Source organism: Ornithinimicrobium kibberense (assembly GCF_006519705.1).
Taxonomy (GTDB): domain Bacteria; phylum Actinomycetota; class Actinomycetes; order Actinomycetales; family Dermatophilaceae; genus Ornithinicoccus; species Ornithinicoccus kibberensis.
On record NZ_VFXM01000011.1, the window covers coordinates 155,752 to 172,528 of the forward strand.

22 protein-coding genes, 1 tRNA gene and 2 pseudogenes are annotated in these 16,777 nt (G+C 68.2%); 16 read left to right on the top strand and 9 right to left on the bottom strand.

From position 1 onward, the window contains the following. The first annotated feature begins 52 nt into the window (after positions 1 to 52). Both FJR00_RS11085 and FJR00_RS11090 read left to right on the top strand, forming a co-directional pair. On the top strand, positions 53 to 1,429 hold the full coding sequence (locus FJR00_RS11085; protein ID WP_141338783.1) for a DNA polymerase IV: 1,377 nt from the start codon (positions 53 to 55) through the stop codon (positions 1,427 to 1,429). A 115-nt stretch (positions 1,430 to 1,544) separates the two neighbouring features. Beyond that, positions 1,545 to 1,631 (top strand) — tRNA-Leu (locus FJR00_RS11090). 104 nt (positions 1,632 to 1,735) lie between these two features. Here the strand turns inward: FJR00_RS11090 and FJR00_RS11095 are convergent. Further along, entirely contained in the window at positions 1,736 to 1,987 is a 252-nt protein-coding gene (locus tag FJR00_RS11095; RefSeq protein WP_141338784.1) for a cupin domain-containing protein, read from the bottom strand. Positions 1,988 to 2,068: 81 nt separating this feature from the next. Then, positions 2,069 to 2,296, bottom strand: coding sequence for a hexameric tyrosine-coordinated heme protein (locus FJR00_RS11100; RefSeq protein ID WP_141338785.1), 228 nt, complete (start codon positions 2,294 to 2,296; stop codon positions 2,069 to 2,071). Between the two features lie 426 nt (positions 2,297 to 2,722). On the opposite strand from FJR00_RS11100, the gene FJR00_RS11105 reads away from it, so the two are divergent. Then, positions 2,723 to 3,517: a dienelactone hydrolase family protein gene (locus tag FJR00_RS11105; protein ID WP_141338786.1), complete on the top strand. Its 795-nt coding sequence runs from the start codon at positions 2,723 to 2,725 to the stop codon at positions 3,515 to 3,517. Between the two features lie 57 nt (positions 3,518 to 3,574). Here the strand turns inward: FJR00_RS11105 and FJR00_RS11110 are convergent, their stop codons facing one another. Then, positions 3,575 to 4,678, bottom strand: a complete 1,104-nt coding sequence (locus FJR00_RS11110; protein ID WP_141338787.1) for a YihY/virulence factor BrkB family protein — start codon at positions 4,676 to 4,678, stop codon at positions 3,575 to 3,577. A 714-nt stretch (positions 4,679 to 5,392) separates the two neighbouring features. On the opposite strand from FJR00_RS11110, the gene FJR00_RS16595 reads away from it, so the two are divergent. The 7 genes and pseudogenes from FJR00_RS16595 to FJR00_RS16340 form a co-directional block, all read left to right on the top strand. Beyond that, entirely contained in the window at positions 5,393 to 5,653 is a 261-nt protein-coding gene (locus FJR00_RS16595) for a hypothetical protein (RefSeq protein WP_337678392.1), read from the top strand. Then, positions 5,592 to 5,912 carry a type II toxin-antitoxin system PemK/MazF family toxin gene (locus FJR00_RS11130; protein WP_141338788.1) on the top strand — a complete coding sequence of 107 codons (321 nt, stop codon included), beginning with the start codon at positions 5,592 to 5,594 and terminating at the stop codon, positions 5,910 to 5,912. The genes FJR00_RS16595 and FJR00_RS11130 overlap by 62 nt, the downstream gene beginning before the upstream one ends. A gap of 123 nt (positions 5,913 to 6,035) precedes the next feature. Continuing rightward, complete coding sequence (locus FJR00_RS11135) at positions 6,036 to 6,266, top strand: ribbon-helix-helix domain-containing protein (protein ID WP_141338789.1); 231 nt, start codon at positions 6,036 to 6,038, stop codon at positions 6,264 to 6,266. Next, complete coding sequence (locus FJR00_RS11140) at positions 6,253 to 6,600, top strand: type II toxin-antitoxin system PemK/MazF family toxin (RefSeq protein WP_141338790.1); 348 nt, start codon at positions 6,253 to 6,255, stop codon at positions 6,598 to 6,600. The genes FJR00_RS11135 and FJR00_RS11140 overlap by 14 nt, the downstream gene beginning before the upstream one ends. A gap of 56 nt (positions 6,601 to 6,656) precedes the next feature. Beyond that, positions 6,657 to 6,719 (top strand): annotated as a pseudogene (locus FJR00_RS16530) (hypothetical protein); the annotation flags it as partial. Then, positions 6,720 to 6,854, top strand: coding sequence for a hypothetical protein (locus FJR00_RS16535; RefSeq protein WP_256842280.1), 135 nt, complete (start codon positions 6,720 to 6,722; stop codon positions 6,852 to 6,854). A 2-nt stretch (positions 6,855 to 6,856) separates the two neighbouring features. Beyond that, positions 6,857 to 7,081: pseudogene (locus tag FJR00_RS16340) on the top strand (type II toxin-antitoxin system death-on-curing family toxin); the annotation flags it as partial. A gap of 171 nt (positions 7,082 to 7,252) precedes the next feature. Here the strand turns inward: FJR00_RS16340 and FJR00_RS11155 are convergent. From FJR00_RS11155 to FJR00_RS11170, 4 genes are all read right to left on the bottom strand, one after another. Further along, entirely contained in the window at positions 7,253 to 7,597 is a 345-nt protein-coding gene (locus FJR00_RS11155) for a type II toxin-antitoxin system HicB family antitoxin (RefSeq protein WP_141338792.1), read from the bottom strand. Beyond that, complete coding sequence (locus tag FJR00_RS11160) at positions 7,594 to 7,812, bottom strand: toxin HicA (RefSeq protein WP_238330446.1); 219 nt, start codon at positions 7,810 to 7,812, stop codon at positions 7,594 to 7,596. Before FJR00_RS11160 ends, FJR00_RS11155 begins: the two co-directional genes overlap by 4 nt. A gap of 113 nt (positions 7,813 to 7,925) precedes the next feature. Beyond that, positions 7,926 to 8,855 carry a tyrosine-type recombinase/integrase gene (locus FJR00_RS11165; protein WP_202876651.1) on the bottom strand — a complete coding sequence of 310 codons (930 nt, stop codon included), beginning with the start codon at positions 8,853 to 8,855 and terminating at the stop codon, positions 7,926 to 7,928. Positions 8,856 to 8,954: 99 nt separating this feature from the next. Beyond that, complete coding sequence (locus FJR00_RS11170) at positions 8,955 to 9,530, bottom strand: hypothetical protein (RefSeq protein ID WP_141338793.1); 576 nt, start codon at positions 9,528 to 9,530, stop codon at positions 8,955 to 8,957. A gap of 948 nt (positions 9,531 to 10,478) precedes the next feature. Here FJR00_RS11170 and FJR00_RS11175 point away from each other — a divergent pair. The 4 genes from FJR00_RS11175 (at position 10,479) to FJR00_RS11190 (ending at position 13,609) form a co-directional block, all read left to right on the top strand. Further along, entirely contained in the window at positions 10,479 to 10,937 is a 459-nt protein-coding gene (locus FJR00_RS11175) for a luciferase domain-containing protein (RefSeq protein ID WP_238330447.1), read from the top strand. A gap of 111 nt (positions 10,938 to 11,048) precedes the next feature. Beyond that, positions 11,049 to 11,561 (top strand): hypothetical protein, encoded by a 513-nt coding sequence (locus FJR00_RS11180; protein ID WP_141338794.1) that lies wholly within the window; start codon positions 11,049 to 11,051, stop codon positions 11,559 to 11,561. A gap of 201 nt (positions 11,562 to 11,762) precedes the next feature. Further along, complete coding sequence (locus FJR00_RS11185; RefSeq protein WP_141338795.1) at positions 11,763 to 12,887, top strand: OmpA family protein; 1,125 nt, start codon at positions 11,763 to 11,765, stop codon at positions 12,885 to 12,887. After that, positions 12,884 to 13,609: a hypothetical protein gene (locus FJR00_RS11190; RefSeq protein WP_141338796.1), complete on the top strand. Its 726-nt coding sequence runs from the start codon at positions 12,884 to 12,886 to the stop codon at positions 13,607 to 13,609. Before FJR00_RS11185 ends, FJR00_RS11190 begins: the two co-directional genes overlap by 4 nt. A 182-nt stretch (positions 13,610 to 13,791) precedes the next feature. Here the strand turns inward: FJR00_RS11190 and FJR00_RS11195 are convergent, their stop codons facing one another. Next, the gene (locus tag FJR00_RS11195; protein WP_141338797.1) at positions 13,792 to 15,198 is read right to left on the bottom strand and encodes a hypothetical protein; all 1,407 of its coding nucleotides are present in this window, start codon (positions 15,196 to 15,198) and stop codon (positions 13,792 to 13,794) included. Continuing rightward, positions 15,195 to 15,794, bottom strand: a complete 600-nt coding sequence (locus tag FJR00_RS11200) for an ATP-binding cassette domain-containing protein (protein WP_141338798.1) — start codon at positions 15,792 to 15,794, stop codon at positions 15,195 to 15,197. Before FJR00_RS11200 ends, FJR00_RS11195 begins: the two co-directional genes overlap by 4 nt. A gap of 179 nt (positions 15,795 to 15,973) precedes the next feature. On the opposite strand from FJR00_RS11200, the gene FJR00_RS11205 reads away from it, so the two are divergent. Together FJR00_RS11205 and FJR00_RS11210 are read left to right on the top strand one after the other, a co-directional pair. Beyond that, on the top strand, positions 15,974 to 16,237 hold the full coding sequence (locus tag FJR00_RS11205) for a DUF1905 domain-containing protein (protein ID WP_141338799.1): 264 nt from the start codon (positions 15,974 to 15,976) through the stop codon (positions 16,235 to 16,237). A 279-nt stretch (positions 16,238 to 16,516) separates the two neighbouring features. Next, complete coding sequence (locus FJR00_RS11210) at positions 16,517 to 16,723, top strand: hypothetical protein (RefSeq protein ID WP_141338800.1); 207 nt, start codon at positions 16,517 to 16,519, stop codon at positions 16,721 to 16,723. Positions 16,724 to 16,777 lie beyond the last annotated feature (54 nt).

Consider the following 16,777-nt stretch of genomic DNA (forward strand, 5'->3'; position numbering starts at 1 on the left):
CCACCCCCGACAGGTGCACCTGGGGTCGGCGGGCCCGTGGCACAGTGGCCCCATGTCCGACCCCAGGCGCTGCATCCTGCACCTGGACCTGGACGCCTTCTTCGCCGCCGTCGAGCAGCGGGACAAGCCGTCCCTGCGGGGCCGCCCCGTCGTCGTCGGGGGCACGGGGCACCGGGGCGTGGTCTCGACCGCGTCGTACGAGGCCCGGGTCTACGGGGCCCGGTCGGCCATGCCGACGGCCGAGGCACGGAGGCGCTGCCCGCCCGGCACGGCGTTCCTCTCGACCCGCTTCGCCGCATACCGGACCACCTCGACCGTCGTCATGGACATCCTGCGCACGCGCTCGCCGCTCGTGGAGCAGGTGTCGGTGGACGAGGCCTACGTCGACCTCACGGCGGGGGAGGACCCCCCGGGCTGGGAGGGGGAGGAGCTGGAGCGGTGGTGCGCCGACCTGCTCGCCGAGATCACCGGTGCCACGGGTGGGCTGACCGCGTCCGTGGGGGTGGCGACCTCGAAGATGATGGCCAAGCTGGCTAGCGAGATGGACAAGCCGGCAGGGACGACCGTCGTGCGGCCCGGGCGCGAGCTGGCCGTCCTGCACCCGCTGCCCGTGCGTGCCGTGCCCGGTGTCGGTCCGGCGACGGCCGCGCGGCTGCGCACGTTCGGGGTCGAGACCGTCGGCGATCTGGCCCGGGTCTCCCGCAGCGACCTCGTCGCGATCTTCGGGACGGCGCACGGGGAGTCGTTGCATCGCCTGGGACGGGCCGAGGACGACCGGCCCGTCGTGGTGGAGAGGGAGGCCAAGAGCATCTCCGTGGAGGAGACCTTCGAGACCGACGTGGCCGAGCGGGCGCTGCTGGACGGCGAGCTCGTCCGGATGGCGGACCGGTTGGCGGGCCGGCTGGAGGCCGCCGCGACGTTCGCGCGCACCGTCACGGTCAAGCTGCGCCGCCACGACTTCACCACGCAGACCCGGTCGGCCACGCTGCCGTTCGCCACCGGGGACGGGACGGTCGTGCTGCGGGAGGCGCGACGGCTGCTCGCCGGCGTTGACGTGTCGGCGGGCGTGCGTCTGCTCGGCCTGGGGGTCAGCGGGCTGACCGACCACGCCCAGGAGGAGCTGCTCGTGCTCGAGGGTGCGGTCCACGAGGAGCTCCTGCTCCCCGACGCCAGCTCGCCGGTCGAGACGGTGACCGAGGCGGGCCCCACGAGCACGGTCGAGACCCGGCTGGGGGGCTCCACGGGGTGGCGGACGGGGCAGGACGTGCACCATCAGGAGCACGGGCCCGGATGGGTATGGGGCAGCGGCCGGGGTCGGGTCACGGTCCGTTTCGAGGGCCCGCGGACGGCGCCGGGGCCGGTGCGCACGTTCCACGCGGACGACCCGGCCCTGGCTCCGGCGGAGCCGCCGGACTGGCGCACCGGCTGACCGCCGACGGGGCGTCCGGGACACGCCACGGATGTCACCCCAGGGGTGCAGGAGCACCGTCCCGTCCGTGGTAATCTTGTCCGTCGTTGCCCGCTCCCCGCGGGTGGCACCACCTGTCCGGGTGGCGGAATGGCAGACGCGCTAGCTTGAGGTGCTAGTGCCCTTAACGGGCGTGGGGGTTCAAGTCCCCCTCCGGACACCATGTAGGGCTATGACCTGCGGAAACGCGGTAATTTCGACGACCGGGGAGTCGAACCCCCACGCGATGGCGGGGTTGCCTGGATGCGGGGGTGGCCATCACGTGGGTCAGATCGCTTCAACGACCGCGGTCAGTTCGCCCGCCGCGTCGCCGGTGTTGACAACTCCACGTGGCTCCAGCAGGAGGGCCCTGACCTCTCCGTCCGCACGGGGGCAGTCCTCACGGGTGTGCCAGACGAAGTCACCCTGGACCTTGACCAGCTTGACCTCGTAGTCGTTGATCCTGGCCACCAGCTTCGGGGACCAGTGGTCGGAGAACCGGTTGAACTTCTCGCTGAGGTCCACGACGTCGTCACTCACGGCCACTGCCCTTCATCGTCGGGTGAGGAGATGAGCCAGGGGCGGGTGGGCGAGGACCGGACCGCGTCGCCGGCCACCGGTTCAGCGCCAGTAGTCGTTGGCGGCAGCGATCGTGGCGAACTCGATGGCGACGACCTGCGCGGCCATCGTCAGCGAGTCGGCGGCGCTCGCGTAGCCGGGGCGCAAGGCCTTGCGCATCTCTGCGTCCGGCTGGATCGCACCGACAGACTTCCGCGCCATCGCGAGCGCCAGCTCCCGGCCCTCCTGAGGGGTTGCGGTGATCAACGTGTTGCCCGGAACGAGTTCCATCGGTCAGGCCTCCTGGGTCGGGGTATGGGCAGGTGGATGTTGGAGCATCCCGTCCGGTGAACCTCTCACGGACAGGTGAGCCCGTCCAGCCCCCCGGCCACGGTTCCCGCGGTTCGGGAGTTCCACGAGCCCGACCGTGCGTCAGTCCCGGCGGCAGGTTGCCGCTTTCGACCCCGCACCGTGGGGTCGGGCGCATACAGGTGGCCAGCGGCATGGCCGGACGCGATCCGGAGGCGGCGCAGCTCGCCTTCTAGAAGGGCCGGCGGACGGGAGCGACGGGCGGTAGTGACGACACTGAGTGTCATTCGGCGTCCGGTCATCGGTACGGTGCACTCACGGTGCTTCGCCTTCGGTTCTTCGCGGCTGGGCAGTTGCGGGCAGCCGCGACCATGCTGGGCGGGTCGTTCACGGAGGAGGGCAGTCGGAATGAGCCTAGGCCAGCAGATCGGCGCGGAGTTCGAGGCCTTCGACTTTCCGCATGACACGCACACCTACGAGGTCTTCCGGGGCGGTTCGGGGCCGGCGGTTCTGGTGCTCCATGAGATCCCGGGGTTGCATCCGGGCGTCATCGACTTCGCCCGTCGGCTCGTCTCCGCCGGGTACACCGTGTTCTTGCCGTCCCTGTTCGGTCGGCCCGTGGTGCCGGCGACGGGCCGCGAGGTCGCGCGATCGACGCTGCGCGTCTGTGTGGCGCGGGAGTTCACCAAGGTGGCCGATCGCACGAGCCCGGTCGTGGGGTGGCTGCGGGCACTGGCGGCGTCGGCCTACGGCGAGTGTGGCGGGCCGGGGGTCGGTGTGGTCGGGATGTGCTTCACCGGAGGTTTTGCGCTGGCGACGGCGCTTGAGCCCTCGGTCGTCGCTTCCGTGATGAGTCAGCCGGCCATGCCGGTCCCGATCGGGCATCGTGGCCGTGCCGCCCTTGGTCTGGATCCGCAGGACCTCGCGACCATCACGGCACGAGCCGATGACGACCTGCGCGTGCTCGGGCTCCGGTTCACCAACGACCGGGGTTGCCCGCCGGAGAGGTTCGAGACCCTGCGGGCCTCGCTCGGGGCGTCCTTCGAGGCCATCGAGATCGACTCGTCGCCGGGCAATGCTGCTGGTATTTCGCCGTCGGCGCACTCGGTCCTCACGATCTCCCTGGTCGACGAACCGGGGCATCCGACGAGGGTCGCCCTCGACCGGGTCCTGACGTTCCTGGCCGAGCAGCTCCGACGTTGACCCACCCCTGGACCCGACTGCCACCTTCCCAACGCACCGCTAGCGTGCTAACGCGAGCTAAGACCTCTGCCGGTCGAAGCGCGGGTGGTCCTCAGGAATGAGTGACCCGGTGACCTGGTGGTGCGGCCAGGCGAGGGTATGCGGTGCGCTGAGGGTCACGTAGTTCGGCTGTTCCTTCGCGTGCACCGTGTCAGGATGGACAGGTACGTGCGCGGCGGGCGGGTTGGCAGTCCAGGCGGCGACGAAGAGCAGCCAGCGCAGCGCGAGGTTGAGCGTGAGCATGAGGGTCGCCACGGCGGCGAAGGTGGAGAAGAGCGGGCCTGCCGAGATGGCGCCGACGACGGAGGCACCGCCCACCCGGAGCAGACCGAATCCGACCGCACCGAGCACCATTCCCTGGCGCATGTCCGCCCAGGGGGTCCGGATCTTGCTGATGACGCGCAGGACAAGCCATACCAGCAGCGCGTCAAGGACCGCGATGAGCAGCAGGGCGGCACCAGCGAGCAGCCAGCCGGCGACTGAGCTGCGCAACCCCAGCCAGGCCATGAGGTCCTCGCCGAGCAAGGTCATCGCTGAGACGGCGGCCGAGGAGGTGAAGATCGTCAGGGTGAGGAGGAAGAAGCCCCACAGGTCGATGACCTTGCCCCGGACGAAGCGCAGCGGTGCGCCGCCGAGGCCGAACATCTGCCGCACGGTGCGGCGCAGCCCCGTCATCATGGTGATGGCGGTCCACAGGATGACCACCGTCGAGATGGCGGTCGTCCAACCCCAGGTGCCGTCCCGGAGAAGATCCTCGGCCCCGATCAGCCCGTCGTTGCTGCCGTCGTCGACGATGCCTGGCACGACGGAGTTGACGATGTCGATGACCCCCGCGACGAGCTCGGGCCGCCCCCCGAGGAAGGCCCGGGCGGTGTTGACGATGATCGTCAGTGCCGCCGTCAGCGAGAGCAGCGCCGTGAAGGTGACTCCACCGGACCCGAGGTTGCCCCAGGCGATGACGTAGCGCAGCCCGGCGCGGACGAGGCGCGGCTGACGCCCCACGTCGAGCAGGTCGTACCACCAGTCCTGCAGCCGGCCTGACCGGTGGGCCTCACGGACCCGGTCGCGCGCCGCCGCCGCTCGATCGCGACGTCTGCGGGGCTCCTGCGTGAGGGATGACATGGGCCCCATCCTGCCCCCCATCGGGGCCGGCCGAGGACGCCCAACCGGATCCAGGGGTCATCGCCCGTCTGCTTCGAGGCCGACTCCATGGGACCGTCAGGACGTGGTCAGAGGCCGCAATGACGGTCACGGGGACGAGGGCAGCGGAGCACGTCGGCTCCCAAGCACGGGGGACGCGGACATCCAGCACGCCTGGAGGAACGCCAGCGCCTGGTCGAGTACGAGTACCTCGGTGGAGGACCGCCTCCTGGTGAATCGGCCCTGACCGTCACGGGCCGGCTGCTGGAGCTGGTCGCCGTGCCCGCTCAAGCACCCGTGGGCATCATCCACGCCGACCGCCTACGACCGAAGTTCTCCGACTACCGGAGATGAGGGCAAGCAGCACATGAGCACAAGGCCCGCCCCGAGGAGACCGGCCTGGACGAGCTGGACCCGGGCACGAACTCCGCCCGCGACGCCGTCCACTTCCGCCGCATCCAGACCGCCCACGCCAACCTGAGCGCCGCCGAGGACGACCTGCGCGAATCCGTCCAGGCCGCCCGCGACGCAGGTGACTCATGAACCATCATCGGCGCCGCTCTAAACATCACTCGACAGGCAGCCCAGCAACGATTCGGGGGAAACTGACCCACTCGGGCAGCGGCAAAGTGGAGCATCCCATCATGGGATGCTCACGGCATGACGACACAGATTGCGGTACGGCTCCCTGACGAGATGGTTCGCTTTCTGGACCGGAGCGTCGCCAGTGGCAAGGCTGCCAGCCGAGCCGCGCTGGTGGCCGCGGCCCTGGAGCGCGAGATGCGCGTTCAGGCCGCGCATCAGGACGTCCAGACCCTGGAGACGAAGGGCACGTCGATGACCTTGACGATCTGGTCGCCTGGTCCGTGGGCCGCGCGACACTGGACGACTGACCTTGCGCGAGATCTGCCTGGCGCGGCTGGACAAGACGCGCCCCGTCCTGGTGCTCACTCGTGACACTGCCCGCGCCGTGATGACCAAGGTGACCGTGGCTCCCATCATGTCGACCGTCAAGGGGTTGTCCAGCGAAGTACCGGTAGGACGTGCCAACGGGCTGGACCACGACAGTGCTGTCTCGATCGACAACGTCCTGACCATCCCTGCCGACCTCCTGGGCAGGACGCTGGGGTTCCTCACGCCCGAGCAGGAGCGCCACCTTGCCAGAGCCATCGTGCTGGCGTACGACCTCGAAGTGCCGTTGCTCGAAGAGCCGTGATCGCCCCCTGAGAGACCCAGCGACGATGCTTTCCGATCGAACTGGAATGGAGAGCGACCAGCCGCATGTCCTGGTGCTGCTACTGAGGTAGCAATCATAATCTTACCCAGGTAGTATCGATGCATGAAGGTAAGCGTAAGTCTCAGCGAGGAAGACCTCGCGGCCCTCGACCGATACGTCGAAGAAGCTGGCCTCGAGTCGAGGTCAGCTGCCGTCCAGCAGGCCATCCGCCGCCTGCAGGACCCGCAACTGGAGGCGGCCTATGCCGCCGCCTGGGAGGAGTGGGCCGTGGCGGGGGACGAGGACGCGTGGGCGTCAGCGTCCTCGGACGGGCTGACCGATGCTGCGCGGTGAGATCCTTCTCGTCGATCTGGATCCAGCGCGTGGTAGCGAGGCCAACAAACGGCGTCCCGCGGTGCTCGTCAGCAATGATCGGGCGAACACCATGGCTCAACGACTCGGTCGCGGAGTAGTCACCGTCGTGCCGGTGACCAGCAACGTGGTGCGGGTCTTCCCGTTCCAGGTGTTACTGCCAGCTCACGAGACAGGACTGCGGGTGGACTCCAAGGCCCAGGCGGAGCAGGTGCGCTCGGTCGCGGTCGAGAGTGTCGGTTCTGCAGTAGGCCGGGTGCCGCCCCGCCTCATGGCTGGGGTCGACGAAGCGTTGCGAATGCATCTACAGCTATGACCGCCCGAGGCGCTGCAGAGCGTTGGATACCAAAGTGATCCCAAAACCGGATGGCGATGACTCTGCGACTGTCTCCGGAGGACGAGCGAGCCTTGGCGGCCCTGGCGGAGGCCCAGGGTGTGAGCAAGCAGGAGGCGACGGTGCGGGCGATCCGGGAGGCGGCCGCGCGGCGCGGTCACGAGGAGCGTGTGCGTGAGCTGTCTGCACGTGGACGGGAGCGGTACGCCGACCTGCTCGAGCGTCTCGGACGCTGACCTTGGAGTACCTGACCACCGAGGACCTGCTCGCGCTGGCAGCGGACCTGGGCGTAGGTCCGGTCCAGTACCTTGGCCTGCTGGACTCCGCAGCCCACCGCCCCAGCGCGAGCGTCTTCGGACGTGACGCCTACTCCGGCATCGATGCCAAGGCGGGGGCGCTGCTGGAGTCCATCGTCGTCAACCACCCGCTCGTTGATGACAACAAGCGGTTGGGGTGGCTCGCAGTGGTCGTGTTCTACAGCCTCAACGGCGTCGATCTTCAAGCACCCGAGGACGACGCGTACGACCTGGTCATCGCCCTCGCCAGCGGCACGGCCGACCACCAGGCGGCAACTCGTCACTTAGCCAAGTGGCACGAGTTCGAGCTAGCGGCTCGCGGCATGCCGGATGTTCGTTCAGGATGCGTCGCCAAGTTTGCGGATGACGTACTGGTTGAGGCTGAGGTGCTCTTCGGCTGCCTTGATGGCGAGCTGGCGGTGGAGTCGTTCACCGACGCGGAGGTTGAACTTGCCCGAGTAGCTGCGCGAGGACAGTGGGTCGGGGATCGGCTCGTCGTTGCGGTGCATGTCCTCGACGACGGTGTTCACGAGATCGCGAAGGCTGTGCAGTGCCTCGTCCTGAGTGGGTGCGAGCCAGGACAGGCAGGGCAGCTCGAGGCAGGTGGCGACGAACTCTTGGTCCTCGGGAGACCAGGTGACGCGGTAGGTGTAGTGGGTGACGTCGGGGATCGTGGTGCTCACTGGGCTTCCTCCTTCTTGTCGATCGCTGCCAGGACCTGGCGGACCTGGTAGGCCTTGGCCTTGCCGTGGTCGTTTGGATATTCACTCGCGGGTCCCCGGGCCAGGGGGTCTTGTACACGGGCGTGGGAGCCGCCGCTTGTCCGGGGCGGTCCGAAGTAGTGCTCGCACACCTTGGCCAGGTCCTCGTGCCGGATGTTGGCCGGGTCGGCCCTCATCTGAGCCAGGATCTTCACACCTGAGGGCACAACTGGATGGTACTGCCCGTAGTACCACGGAGCAAGGTTCGCGACCCGAAGCCGGGCTGGTCAAGGCGCGGACCGTCGTTCGTTTAGGTGCCGGAGGCCATGTAGGCGGCGAGGATGTAGTTGGGGTGCCGGTCGAGGTTCTTGCGTGCTCGGTCATAGCGCATGGTGGTGCGGGGATCGGCGTGGCGCGCGGCGATCTGGACGTCGCGCAGGTCCACGCCGGCGTCGAGCATGGTGGTGACGAAGGTGTGCCGAAGCATGTGCGGGTGCATCCGGGGAAAGTTGATCCCGGCGTCCTCGGCCAGGTGGTGCAGGCGACGGGTCGCGGCGTGCCGGTCCATCCGACCTCCCTGCCGGTTGCGCAGGATCGGCCCTTCCTCACGGTGGTCGACGGCGCGTTCGATCGCGCGCTGCACTGCTGGCGGCAGGGGTGTCAGGACGACCTTGCCGCCCTTGCCGCAGACCTTCAGCACCCGGTGGCCGTGCTCCTCGCGCAGGTCCTGGATGTTCGCGCCGCACGCCTCGAAGATGCGCAGGCCGAGCAGGCCGAGCATGGTGACGAGGGCGAAGTCGTTGACGTTGACGCTGGTGCGGCCGGCCTGCAGCATCGCTTCGAACTGCAGGTGGGACAGGCCCAGGGTGGGTGATTCGGGTGGAACGTGCGGGCGGCGGACGTGGTCGGCCGGGGAGGCGGTCAGGACACCGTCGATGACGGCCGTGCGGTAGAACCCGGCCACGACGGACAGCCGCCGGGAGATCGTGGACGGCTTGTAACGGCGGGTCTCCTGCATCCACCGCACGTACAGCTCGACGTGCACCCGATGGGCGGTCAGCGGGTCGACGTGACGTGCGGCGCACCAGGCCAGGAAGGCGCCCAGGTCTGACTCGGTGTGGGTGCGCGTCTGCCCGGTGTAACGGGCAAGGTGCGCCGCTATCGCCTGGCGCAGCTCGGCAACGGAGGGGTCCTCGGTCGGGACCGGAACGAGGGCGGCGGTGATCTGGAAGTTGTTCATGAACCATCCTGACCCGCAGATGATCGATGCGAACTCGAGCCGACCGACGCGCGGCACTAGCGTGCGTCCCACTCGCCATGCGGCACTTCCGGATGTTTCCTATGGCAAGGGGTCGAGCCTGACCTGTCCCAACTGTCGGCCGTCGTGGCCGAGAATCGACAGCCGTTGCGCGCGTCGCCCGGGCCAGGCGACGACGCATCGCCCATGGCAGGGAACCGCGATCTGCCGACCCTCGAGGACGAGATGGGCAACGTCTACGTTGACCCGCACGAGGACGTAGTTGATCCACCGCCCGCGGGTAGTCCACCACCTCTTGTGATGACCGTCCAGGATGCCGCCGGCGCCTTCCATCGCCAGGATCCGGGGATCATCCACACCAAGGCTTGTGCGCCCGCCGGCAGGCAGTTCTGCAGGCCGCTCGTGGAGGGCGTCGTCATCCAGTGCTCCACCGCCACCGCCGCCGAGGGTCACCCACTCCCCGTTGTGACGAGCGAAGACATGAGTTTCCTCGACGTTGCAGCCCACGCTCCTGCGCGCGAACATGGTCACCGCTACGTCGTCGGAGATGTCGACCGCCATAGCGGCATGCCGGCGACGGCGGCTCAGGCTCCTCACCGGAGTGAGCTCGCGAGACTCGATGAGTCGGAGGCTTTCTGCAACGGCGTCATAGGCCATGCCTCAACCTACGGCTAGAAGGGGCAAGACAGACCGCAGGCCGCAGCACCACCCGCGGCATGTCAGTGCATCCCTCCTTCGGACGTCGGGTCTTGCTGGTCTGCTCCTATTGGGGCCACAATGAACCTTGGACGCAGTGTCTGGCTTGCCTCCGGCCCTTCGATCGATGGGGCCCGAATACTGAAAGCTCAGGAGATGACGGAATCTCGTGGACGCTCGGGCGTCCCGCCGGGGGGCGGTCGAGCGTGGATCGACGGCGTATCCCTGATGGTTGCTTTCGCGGCGTTAGGCTTCGCCATCGTCGCTTGGTCCCGACCACTGCCGGTGGACCCGCGGAGTGTTCCGTCGCTGGGTTCTCCTGAAGCACCGCATCACATCAGCGCCCACAACGAGGCCAGGCTCGAGCTGTTCGAGTTTCTTGACGAGAATCAAGGCCGACTCGTCCGACTGAACGTGACGCTGGATGAGGACCTGCGTTCGGGCGTGATACTCCGAGATGAACCCTCCTTCTCTGGGTCTAGTTTTACCATCCCGGGCCCGGAGTGCCCTGAGGTTCCGATCGAGAACCTAACGGGGGAGTCATGCGTGAGATATGATTTGCGACTGAACGGAGCCGCGGCTGAAGGCTCGGCTCTTTTTGATGACCACGGTTGGCGTCTACGCGGCTATTTCGCCAGTGACGGATATGTCAGCACAAGGCAAGGAATTCAAACGTACGTAATCTATCCAGTGAGCTTGGCGGAAGCGGTCTTGTAGGCGGCGATAAGTAGCCGCCCGCCAAAACAGAAATCCGTACAGCACAGCGCCGACGCGGGCGGCCGATTTGAGGGGCCACTGCATCGCTGCCTATAGTTCCACCCCGCGGCAGATGCGTGTGCCGGCTCGGCGGGCCCCTTAGGGAAACGCGTGACGTCCTAAGTTCAGTCCTCGCTCGTTAAGGTTCCCCCTGTGCTGAACGAACCCCGAACTGGCGCTCGGCCAACCACGTCCGATGACGGCCCGCACCGACAGGTCGACCAGCAGGCACCGCCAACCATCTGGGGGCAGCTGATCGCCGATGTCTTCGCCCTCGAGGGCGTCGTCGAGGGGATCAGCCAGGTGTCTCCCGCATCGTCGCGGGCGGTCTACCTCAGCGACATGGCGGAGGAAGTTGCGCCTGAAACATCTCTGGCGCCAGGCAAGCGCCTCGAACCGGTGCATCTTCACGGGGTACAGGACACCAGCGTGCACCTGGTACTGCCCACGGCCCGAGGCCAAGAGCTGGTTCGTCTGGGCTGGGCAGAACCGCACCAGTACGCGGATTACGGCACAGAGTTCATGATCTACGGTCCTCGAGACACCGCCGAGCTGGCTGGTGTTCTGTCCGTCATCGAAGAGAGCCTGAACTTCGCGCGCGCCGGCGCCTAGCATTGCTGGAAACACGTGCGTCGCGGCAAATCCGGTCGTTTCCATGTCGGCTTGGCCGCCGCGTCATCCTCCGAGACGTCGATCATGTCGGGCTCAGCGAGGATGGTGCCCATGACGCACAGCTTAGGGCTCAAGGGTCGGACAGTACGGGTGGGCGGACAGCCCCGGCGCGCCCTCCTGCAATCCCTACGCGAGTTCGGCGTACGGCTCAACACCCACGCCGAGACACTGCTTGAGCACCCAGCGTTTGATAATCCGGAGAGTCAAGATCTGCAGTTTGTCGAGCGAACTGTGCAGCAGCTCGGTCTGTCGGCCGGCGGCACTCAGTCGCAGGTGTTCGAGGCGGCACGGACGCACGGCTTCCACCTCTGCCCAGTGGTCAGCGGCCCGTTCCTCCGGCTGGCAATGATGGACCAGCCAAACGCACCGGACTCCGTCTTGTCTGCGGGTCGGGCGCCAACCGGGGCCATTCACGTGGCGTCGAAACCGCTGAGTAGCGACGAGGCATACCCGAAAGGCTTCTATCTGCGCGTCGTCGACGACGAAGTCTGGCTGAGGGGGTATCGGTGCGACGACACCTATCGATGGGGTCCGGAACAGCGGCTCGCCCTCGTCGCACCGTAGAAGCGACCTGCGGCTACGTCTTTCATTGACGGCAGGAGCGGGCCTGACCGCTTCGAGCGCGAGTTCGCTGCCGAGCGGTTCTTCCTGCGCCCCCGGGCCCCGGTCAATAGTGTCGCCTGCCATCGAGCCCAAGTTGACCCAGCAGCGCTGGTCGTAGAAGGTTGACGCCGGTTTCCGACTCGGGAGGGACAAGGATCACCCATGGCCAAGGCCTCGACGATCAGCGCTGGGCTCGCCGCGCTTCTGCTCGCTGCACCGCTGGCGGCGCACGCGACCTCGCAGGAGCGACCCGCGCCGTTGACCGAGACGCCCCTGCCGGTGGTCGGCTCCCTGACGTCGCAGTCGGCCTGGGGCGGGTCGCTCAGCCGGTTCGACGAGGTGCTGCACGGCGTCTGGCGCATCGACGGGGGCACGGTCGCCTACTGGTCGGTGCGGCACCGGCCCTCCGACGGCGACCGGGGGACGCTCACCAGCGAGGCCCACCAGCTGCGGGGCGGCACCGCCAACCTGACGACGCCTCCCGGGTTCACCGAGACCTCGTTGGCGGCCCGGGAGATCGGCGAGCTCTACCCGGTCCTCCTCGACGAGACGACCCGGACGTGTCTGTGCACCAACGTGACGGAGATGGGCCTCAACGACGCCAGGGCGGCGCAGGTCTCCGACGGCTGGCAGCTGGTCTACGCCGTCTTCCCCGAGCTGCCGACCGAGGTCACCACTGTCGACATGCACGTGGACGGCTTCGGTGCGATCCTGCCCGACGTCCCGGTCCAGGACGGCCCGCTCCCCGAGCCGCAGGTCCCGGCCGACGAGTGGGTGGCCTCCGGACAAGGCTGGCCGACGCCGCCGGCCGCACAGGAGATCGCCCGCGCCGCCGAGGCCCGCACCCTGGGCGCGGTGTGGACGCTGGCCGAACGTTCGGGCGCCACCGACGGGTCGTGGACCCAGCGCGACTCCGGCACGGTCCGCGACATCGACATCGCCGCGGACGTGCTCTTCGCCTTCGACAAGTTCGAGGTCACCACCAAGGCCGACAAGGTCCTCGACCACATCGCCGAGGAGATCGGTGACGCGCAGGTGAGCTCGGCCACGATCGTGGGCCACACCGACGGCCAGGGCACCGAGGCCTACAACCAGACGCTCTCAGAGAAGCGCGCGCGGTCGGTGGAGGCCGAGCTGTCCGCGCGCCTGCCCGAGGTGAGCTTCACCGTAGAGGGCCGCGGCTGGCACGAGCCGATCGCCTCCAACAAGACCGACGAGGGCCGAGCACTCAACCGCCGCGTCACCATCACGCTCGAGGGCATCGCCAACCAGGAGGGACGTCGATGAGCCGCCGCAGCACCGCACGGTCCGCAGCACGACCCGTAGCCCTGGCCGCGGCGCTGACCCTGCTGCTCACCGCCTGCGACAACGGCGCCTCGGACCCGGAGCCCACCAGCGCCACGGCGGACGCGGCGCAGACCTCCGCCCCCACCACCACCTCTGCCCCGGCCGACGCCTCCGGCACCGACGACGCCGTCCTCACCACCGAGCCGGTCGCCGCGCCGATCATCGCCGACGACGTGGTCGCCCAGCTGGACGCGGCCGTCTCGGAGGAGACCCAGCCCGTCGCGACCACCACGGCACAGACCGAGGGCCTGCCCCCCGGGGCCACCCTCGACGTGCTCCAGCTCGACCAGACCGACTCCGGCGGCTACCTGCTGCGCGTGCGGCTCAGCTGGGGGAAGGCCACCACGCTGTCCCCCGACCAGCACCGGTCTCTGTCGCTCGACGGGGAGTCCGTCTTCGTCGACGGCATCCGGCTGTTGGACGGCGACGCCGACCGCTTCGCGCTGCCGACGGTCTACGCACCCCAGGACGACGAGCAGGTCGACGACACCGAGCGGTTCCGATGCCTGTGCTCGGACCTGGTCTCCCAGGTGCCGCCGCAGGGTCGGATCCTCGGAGCCCTCTACGGACCGCTCGGCGACGGTGCCCAGTTAGACACCCTGACCGTCGAGGTGCCCGGCTTCGAGCCGATCGCCGACGTGCCCGTCAACACGGCCGGCTGAGCCCGTCCCCTCAGCCGCTCAGCGCCGCGCGCCAACGGGATGAGGACTGTGCGCTGCTCGCCCCCTCCCATGCCTGCCAAAGATCTCGTGCATCCTCAAGGTGCCCGCGAGCCACATCCAGCCGCCGTCTCAAGGTAAGGCGCTGCTGGCGGCACTTGCGGATGCCGGTCGGACTATGTTGCTCAGACCCGGTGTCGAAAGGCGAGCAGCACGGCTGCTGTCGCGGGTATGTAGGCCAGCAAGGGAATGCCGCTGCCGAGCGTGAGGACTGCGGTGCCAATGGTTGTTGGCACCAGAGCGGCGAGGAGTAGCGCGTCGGCTTGCCACAGGGCGACGGGTATTGCTGAGGCGTCGCCCATCGGGGTCGGTGCAGGTGTGAGCAGGATCAGTGGCATGGGCCCTTTGGCCGCGTCGAACATGCGGACCACGACGCAGAACAGGGCAGAGCCGAGCGTCAGTGCTGCCATCAGGGGTTGACCTCCGAGCAGCACCGCGAGAAGCCCGGCCGTGGTACCCACGGTCAGGACCACGGCGACGGGCAGCAAGGCGTGCAGGCTCAGGAGTTGGTGGTCGGACAGCCCGTAGAGCGTGGGCGCGGCGATGGCCTCCACCGCGTGGCGGAAACCGTCGCTCCACACGCCCAGAGCCATGTACCCCATCAAGGAGGAGGTGCCGACGACGAACAAGGCCATCTGGTCCGGGAGGGTGGTGGAGAGGGCGCCCATCAGGATCGCCAGGCACAGTGCCGCCCCGGCGACCAGGCTGCGGATCGGGGTGCGCAGCGCACCGATCAGGTCGCGGCGCAGGAAGAGGACGGGCAGCAGCGTGGTGTCTCCGACGGCACCGGCCGGTCTGGGGCGGCGCGGCCGCGTCCGGTAGGTAGCCGCCGCGGCTGCGAGATCACCGGCTCCACCGGCGGTGGTGGCAGTGTGCCAACGGTGTGCCTGCTCAAGCAGGGCCGGGCCGCTGAGCCGGTCGCGCAACGGCGGCACGACCACCAGCAGGCACAATGCGGCGGCGGTCAGCAGCCCCCATCCGGCCAAGTCCAACGGGCCGGGCCACCACAGCGCCAGGCCTCCGGTGATGAGCAGGCACAGTGCCGCCGCCCAGGTCGTGGTCCGGGGGGTCAGTGCCTGTCCTGCCAACCAGGCGACAGCGACGAGGATTCCAACCGTCGCACCCGCCAGTACGCCCCCCACGAGGGTCGTCGCCCCCGCCACTTCGGCACGTACCAGCGCCGCGGGAGGGACCGCACCGAGGACGGCCGCCACGAGCAGGAGCAGCAGCAACGTGGACCGGAACGGGCTGCGAAGACTCACCCTGCGAGGCTGCGGCCCGCCAGCTATCAGGTGGATCTTGAACGGGCTCAGGGGGACAGGGCCACGGGTCCTACCGACGGCCAGAGCGGCGACCAGCAGCAGTCCGGTGCAGGCCACCACGAGGGACGGAAACTGCTCGTGGCCGACGAGCGTGACGAGCGGAGGGCTGCTCAGAGAGACCACTACGGTGTACAGGGCGGGACCGGTCAGGACAGCCAGCAGCAGGACGGTGACGTAGACCCGGTAGAGCACGCCAGCGCTACGGTTCATGCCGCGACCGTCAGGTGCAGGGTCTGGTCGCTCAGCTCGGAACTGACGCGGGGGTCGTGAGTGGCCAGCACCACGGTGGTGCCGGCAGAGATCCGCGAACGGAGGGTCTCGATCACCATGCTGATCCTGTCGACGTCCAACCGGTGCTCGGGCTCGTCCAGCACCAGCACCGAGCTGGGCCGAACCAGCGTCAGAGCCAGCGCGAACAGTTGCGCCTGGCCCGAGGAAAGCTGGTGGGGGAAGCGGGACATCAGCTGACCAAGACCCAGTTCCTGGACGATCCCCGTGACCTGCCCCGGCGCGTTCGGCTCATGCGACCGCCAGGTCTGAGCCACCAGGCGCAGGTGCTCATCGAGGGTCAGGTCTCGCGCCACGGGGGGAGGACCGATCTGCGCGGCAAGTTCCTGACGAAAGACCTGGTCACGCTCATCGCAACGGCGACCTCGGACGCTCGCCGCACCCTGAGTGGGCCGTTGCAGACCTGCCAGCACCCGCAGCAAGGTGGTCTTGCCTGAACCGTTACTGCCCGTGACGGCCAGGCACTGGCCCTGAGACAACGAGAACGAGACCGGCGGCAGGGCCGATGCCCCCTCGATATAACCACCTGGGCCTCTCTCACCTCAACCGCACAGACCACCCGGCGAGTATGCCCCAGCGCTCCGAGGAGCGTTCGACCGCACTCCGACCACTCAGCCAGCACAAACCCGTTGCGGCAGAGGCGGACGCTGATCAACTGTGCGGCGGGCGCGTGCACCGGGCCCCTAGTCTTGGCTGCATGGCGACCTTCCACACCGTGCTCGAGGCGACCGGGGGGAACAACGTCGGCATCGTCGTGCCTGAGTCGACAGTGCTTGCCTTCAACCGTGGGAAGCGAGTACCCGTCATCGTCACGATCGACGGCGGTTACACGTACAAGACGACCATTGGGGTGATGGGAGGCCGCTACCTCGTCTCGTTCAACGCGGAAACCCGCAAGCAGACGGGGCGCGGCGCCGGCAACGAGGTCGAGGTGGACCTGGTTGTTGACCCCGAGCGCTGAAGGTCATTCGGGCGGCCTGGCCGCTCACCGGATGCGGCATGAGCGGACGGGTCGCTGTCATCCGAAGGATGCGTCCCTCTACGACACAATCGGACCATGCAGCCTCGATTCGTTGAGAAGCCAGGGTCGCCGGATCCGGCTCTAGATCCGTTCCGCAGAGGAGTGGCAAGAGCCTTCGAGGATGGAGTCGAGGTCGGTTTTCTATGGTCGCGGGTTGGCTGGATGTGGACCGTCGTCGGTCCATTCTGGGCCAGGCGTCACGTCAGTCCCGAAGAGCGCATGGAGTGGTTCCTCGAGTTCCATGAACCTCCCGCGGGCGACCAGATGCCCTTCACCGAGGGCTTCTATGACGCCGGGGAGATGCTGGAGGACTTCCGCCGGGCCGAGGTGAACATGAACGGGCACACCTACGCCCTGCAGTGGCTACACGGAGGGGAGGCCGCAGCCGTACCGGCCCCCGAGGGCTTCTGGGACGAGCACCTCTGATTATCGGGTCGCGAGGCCTCCATCAGCGGCATGACCGGATGCCTCTTGAGCGCA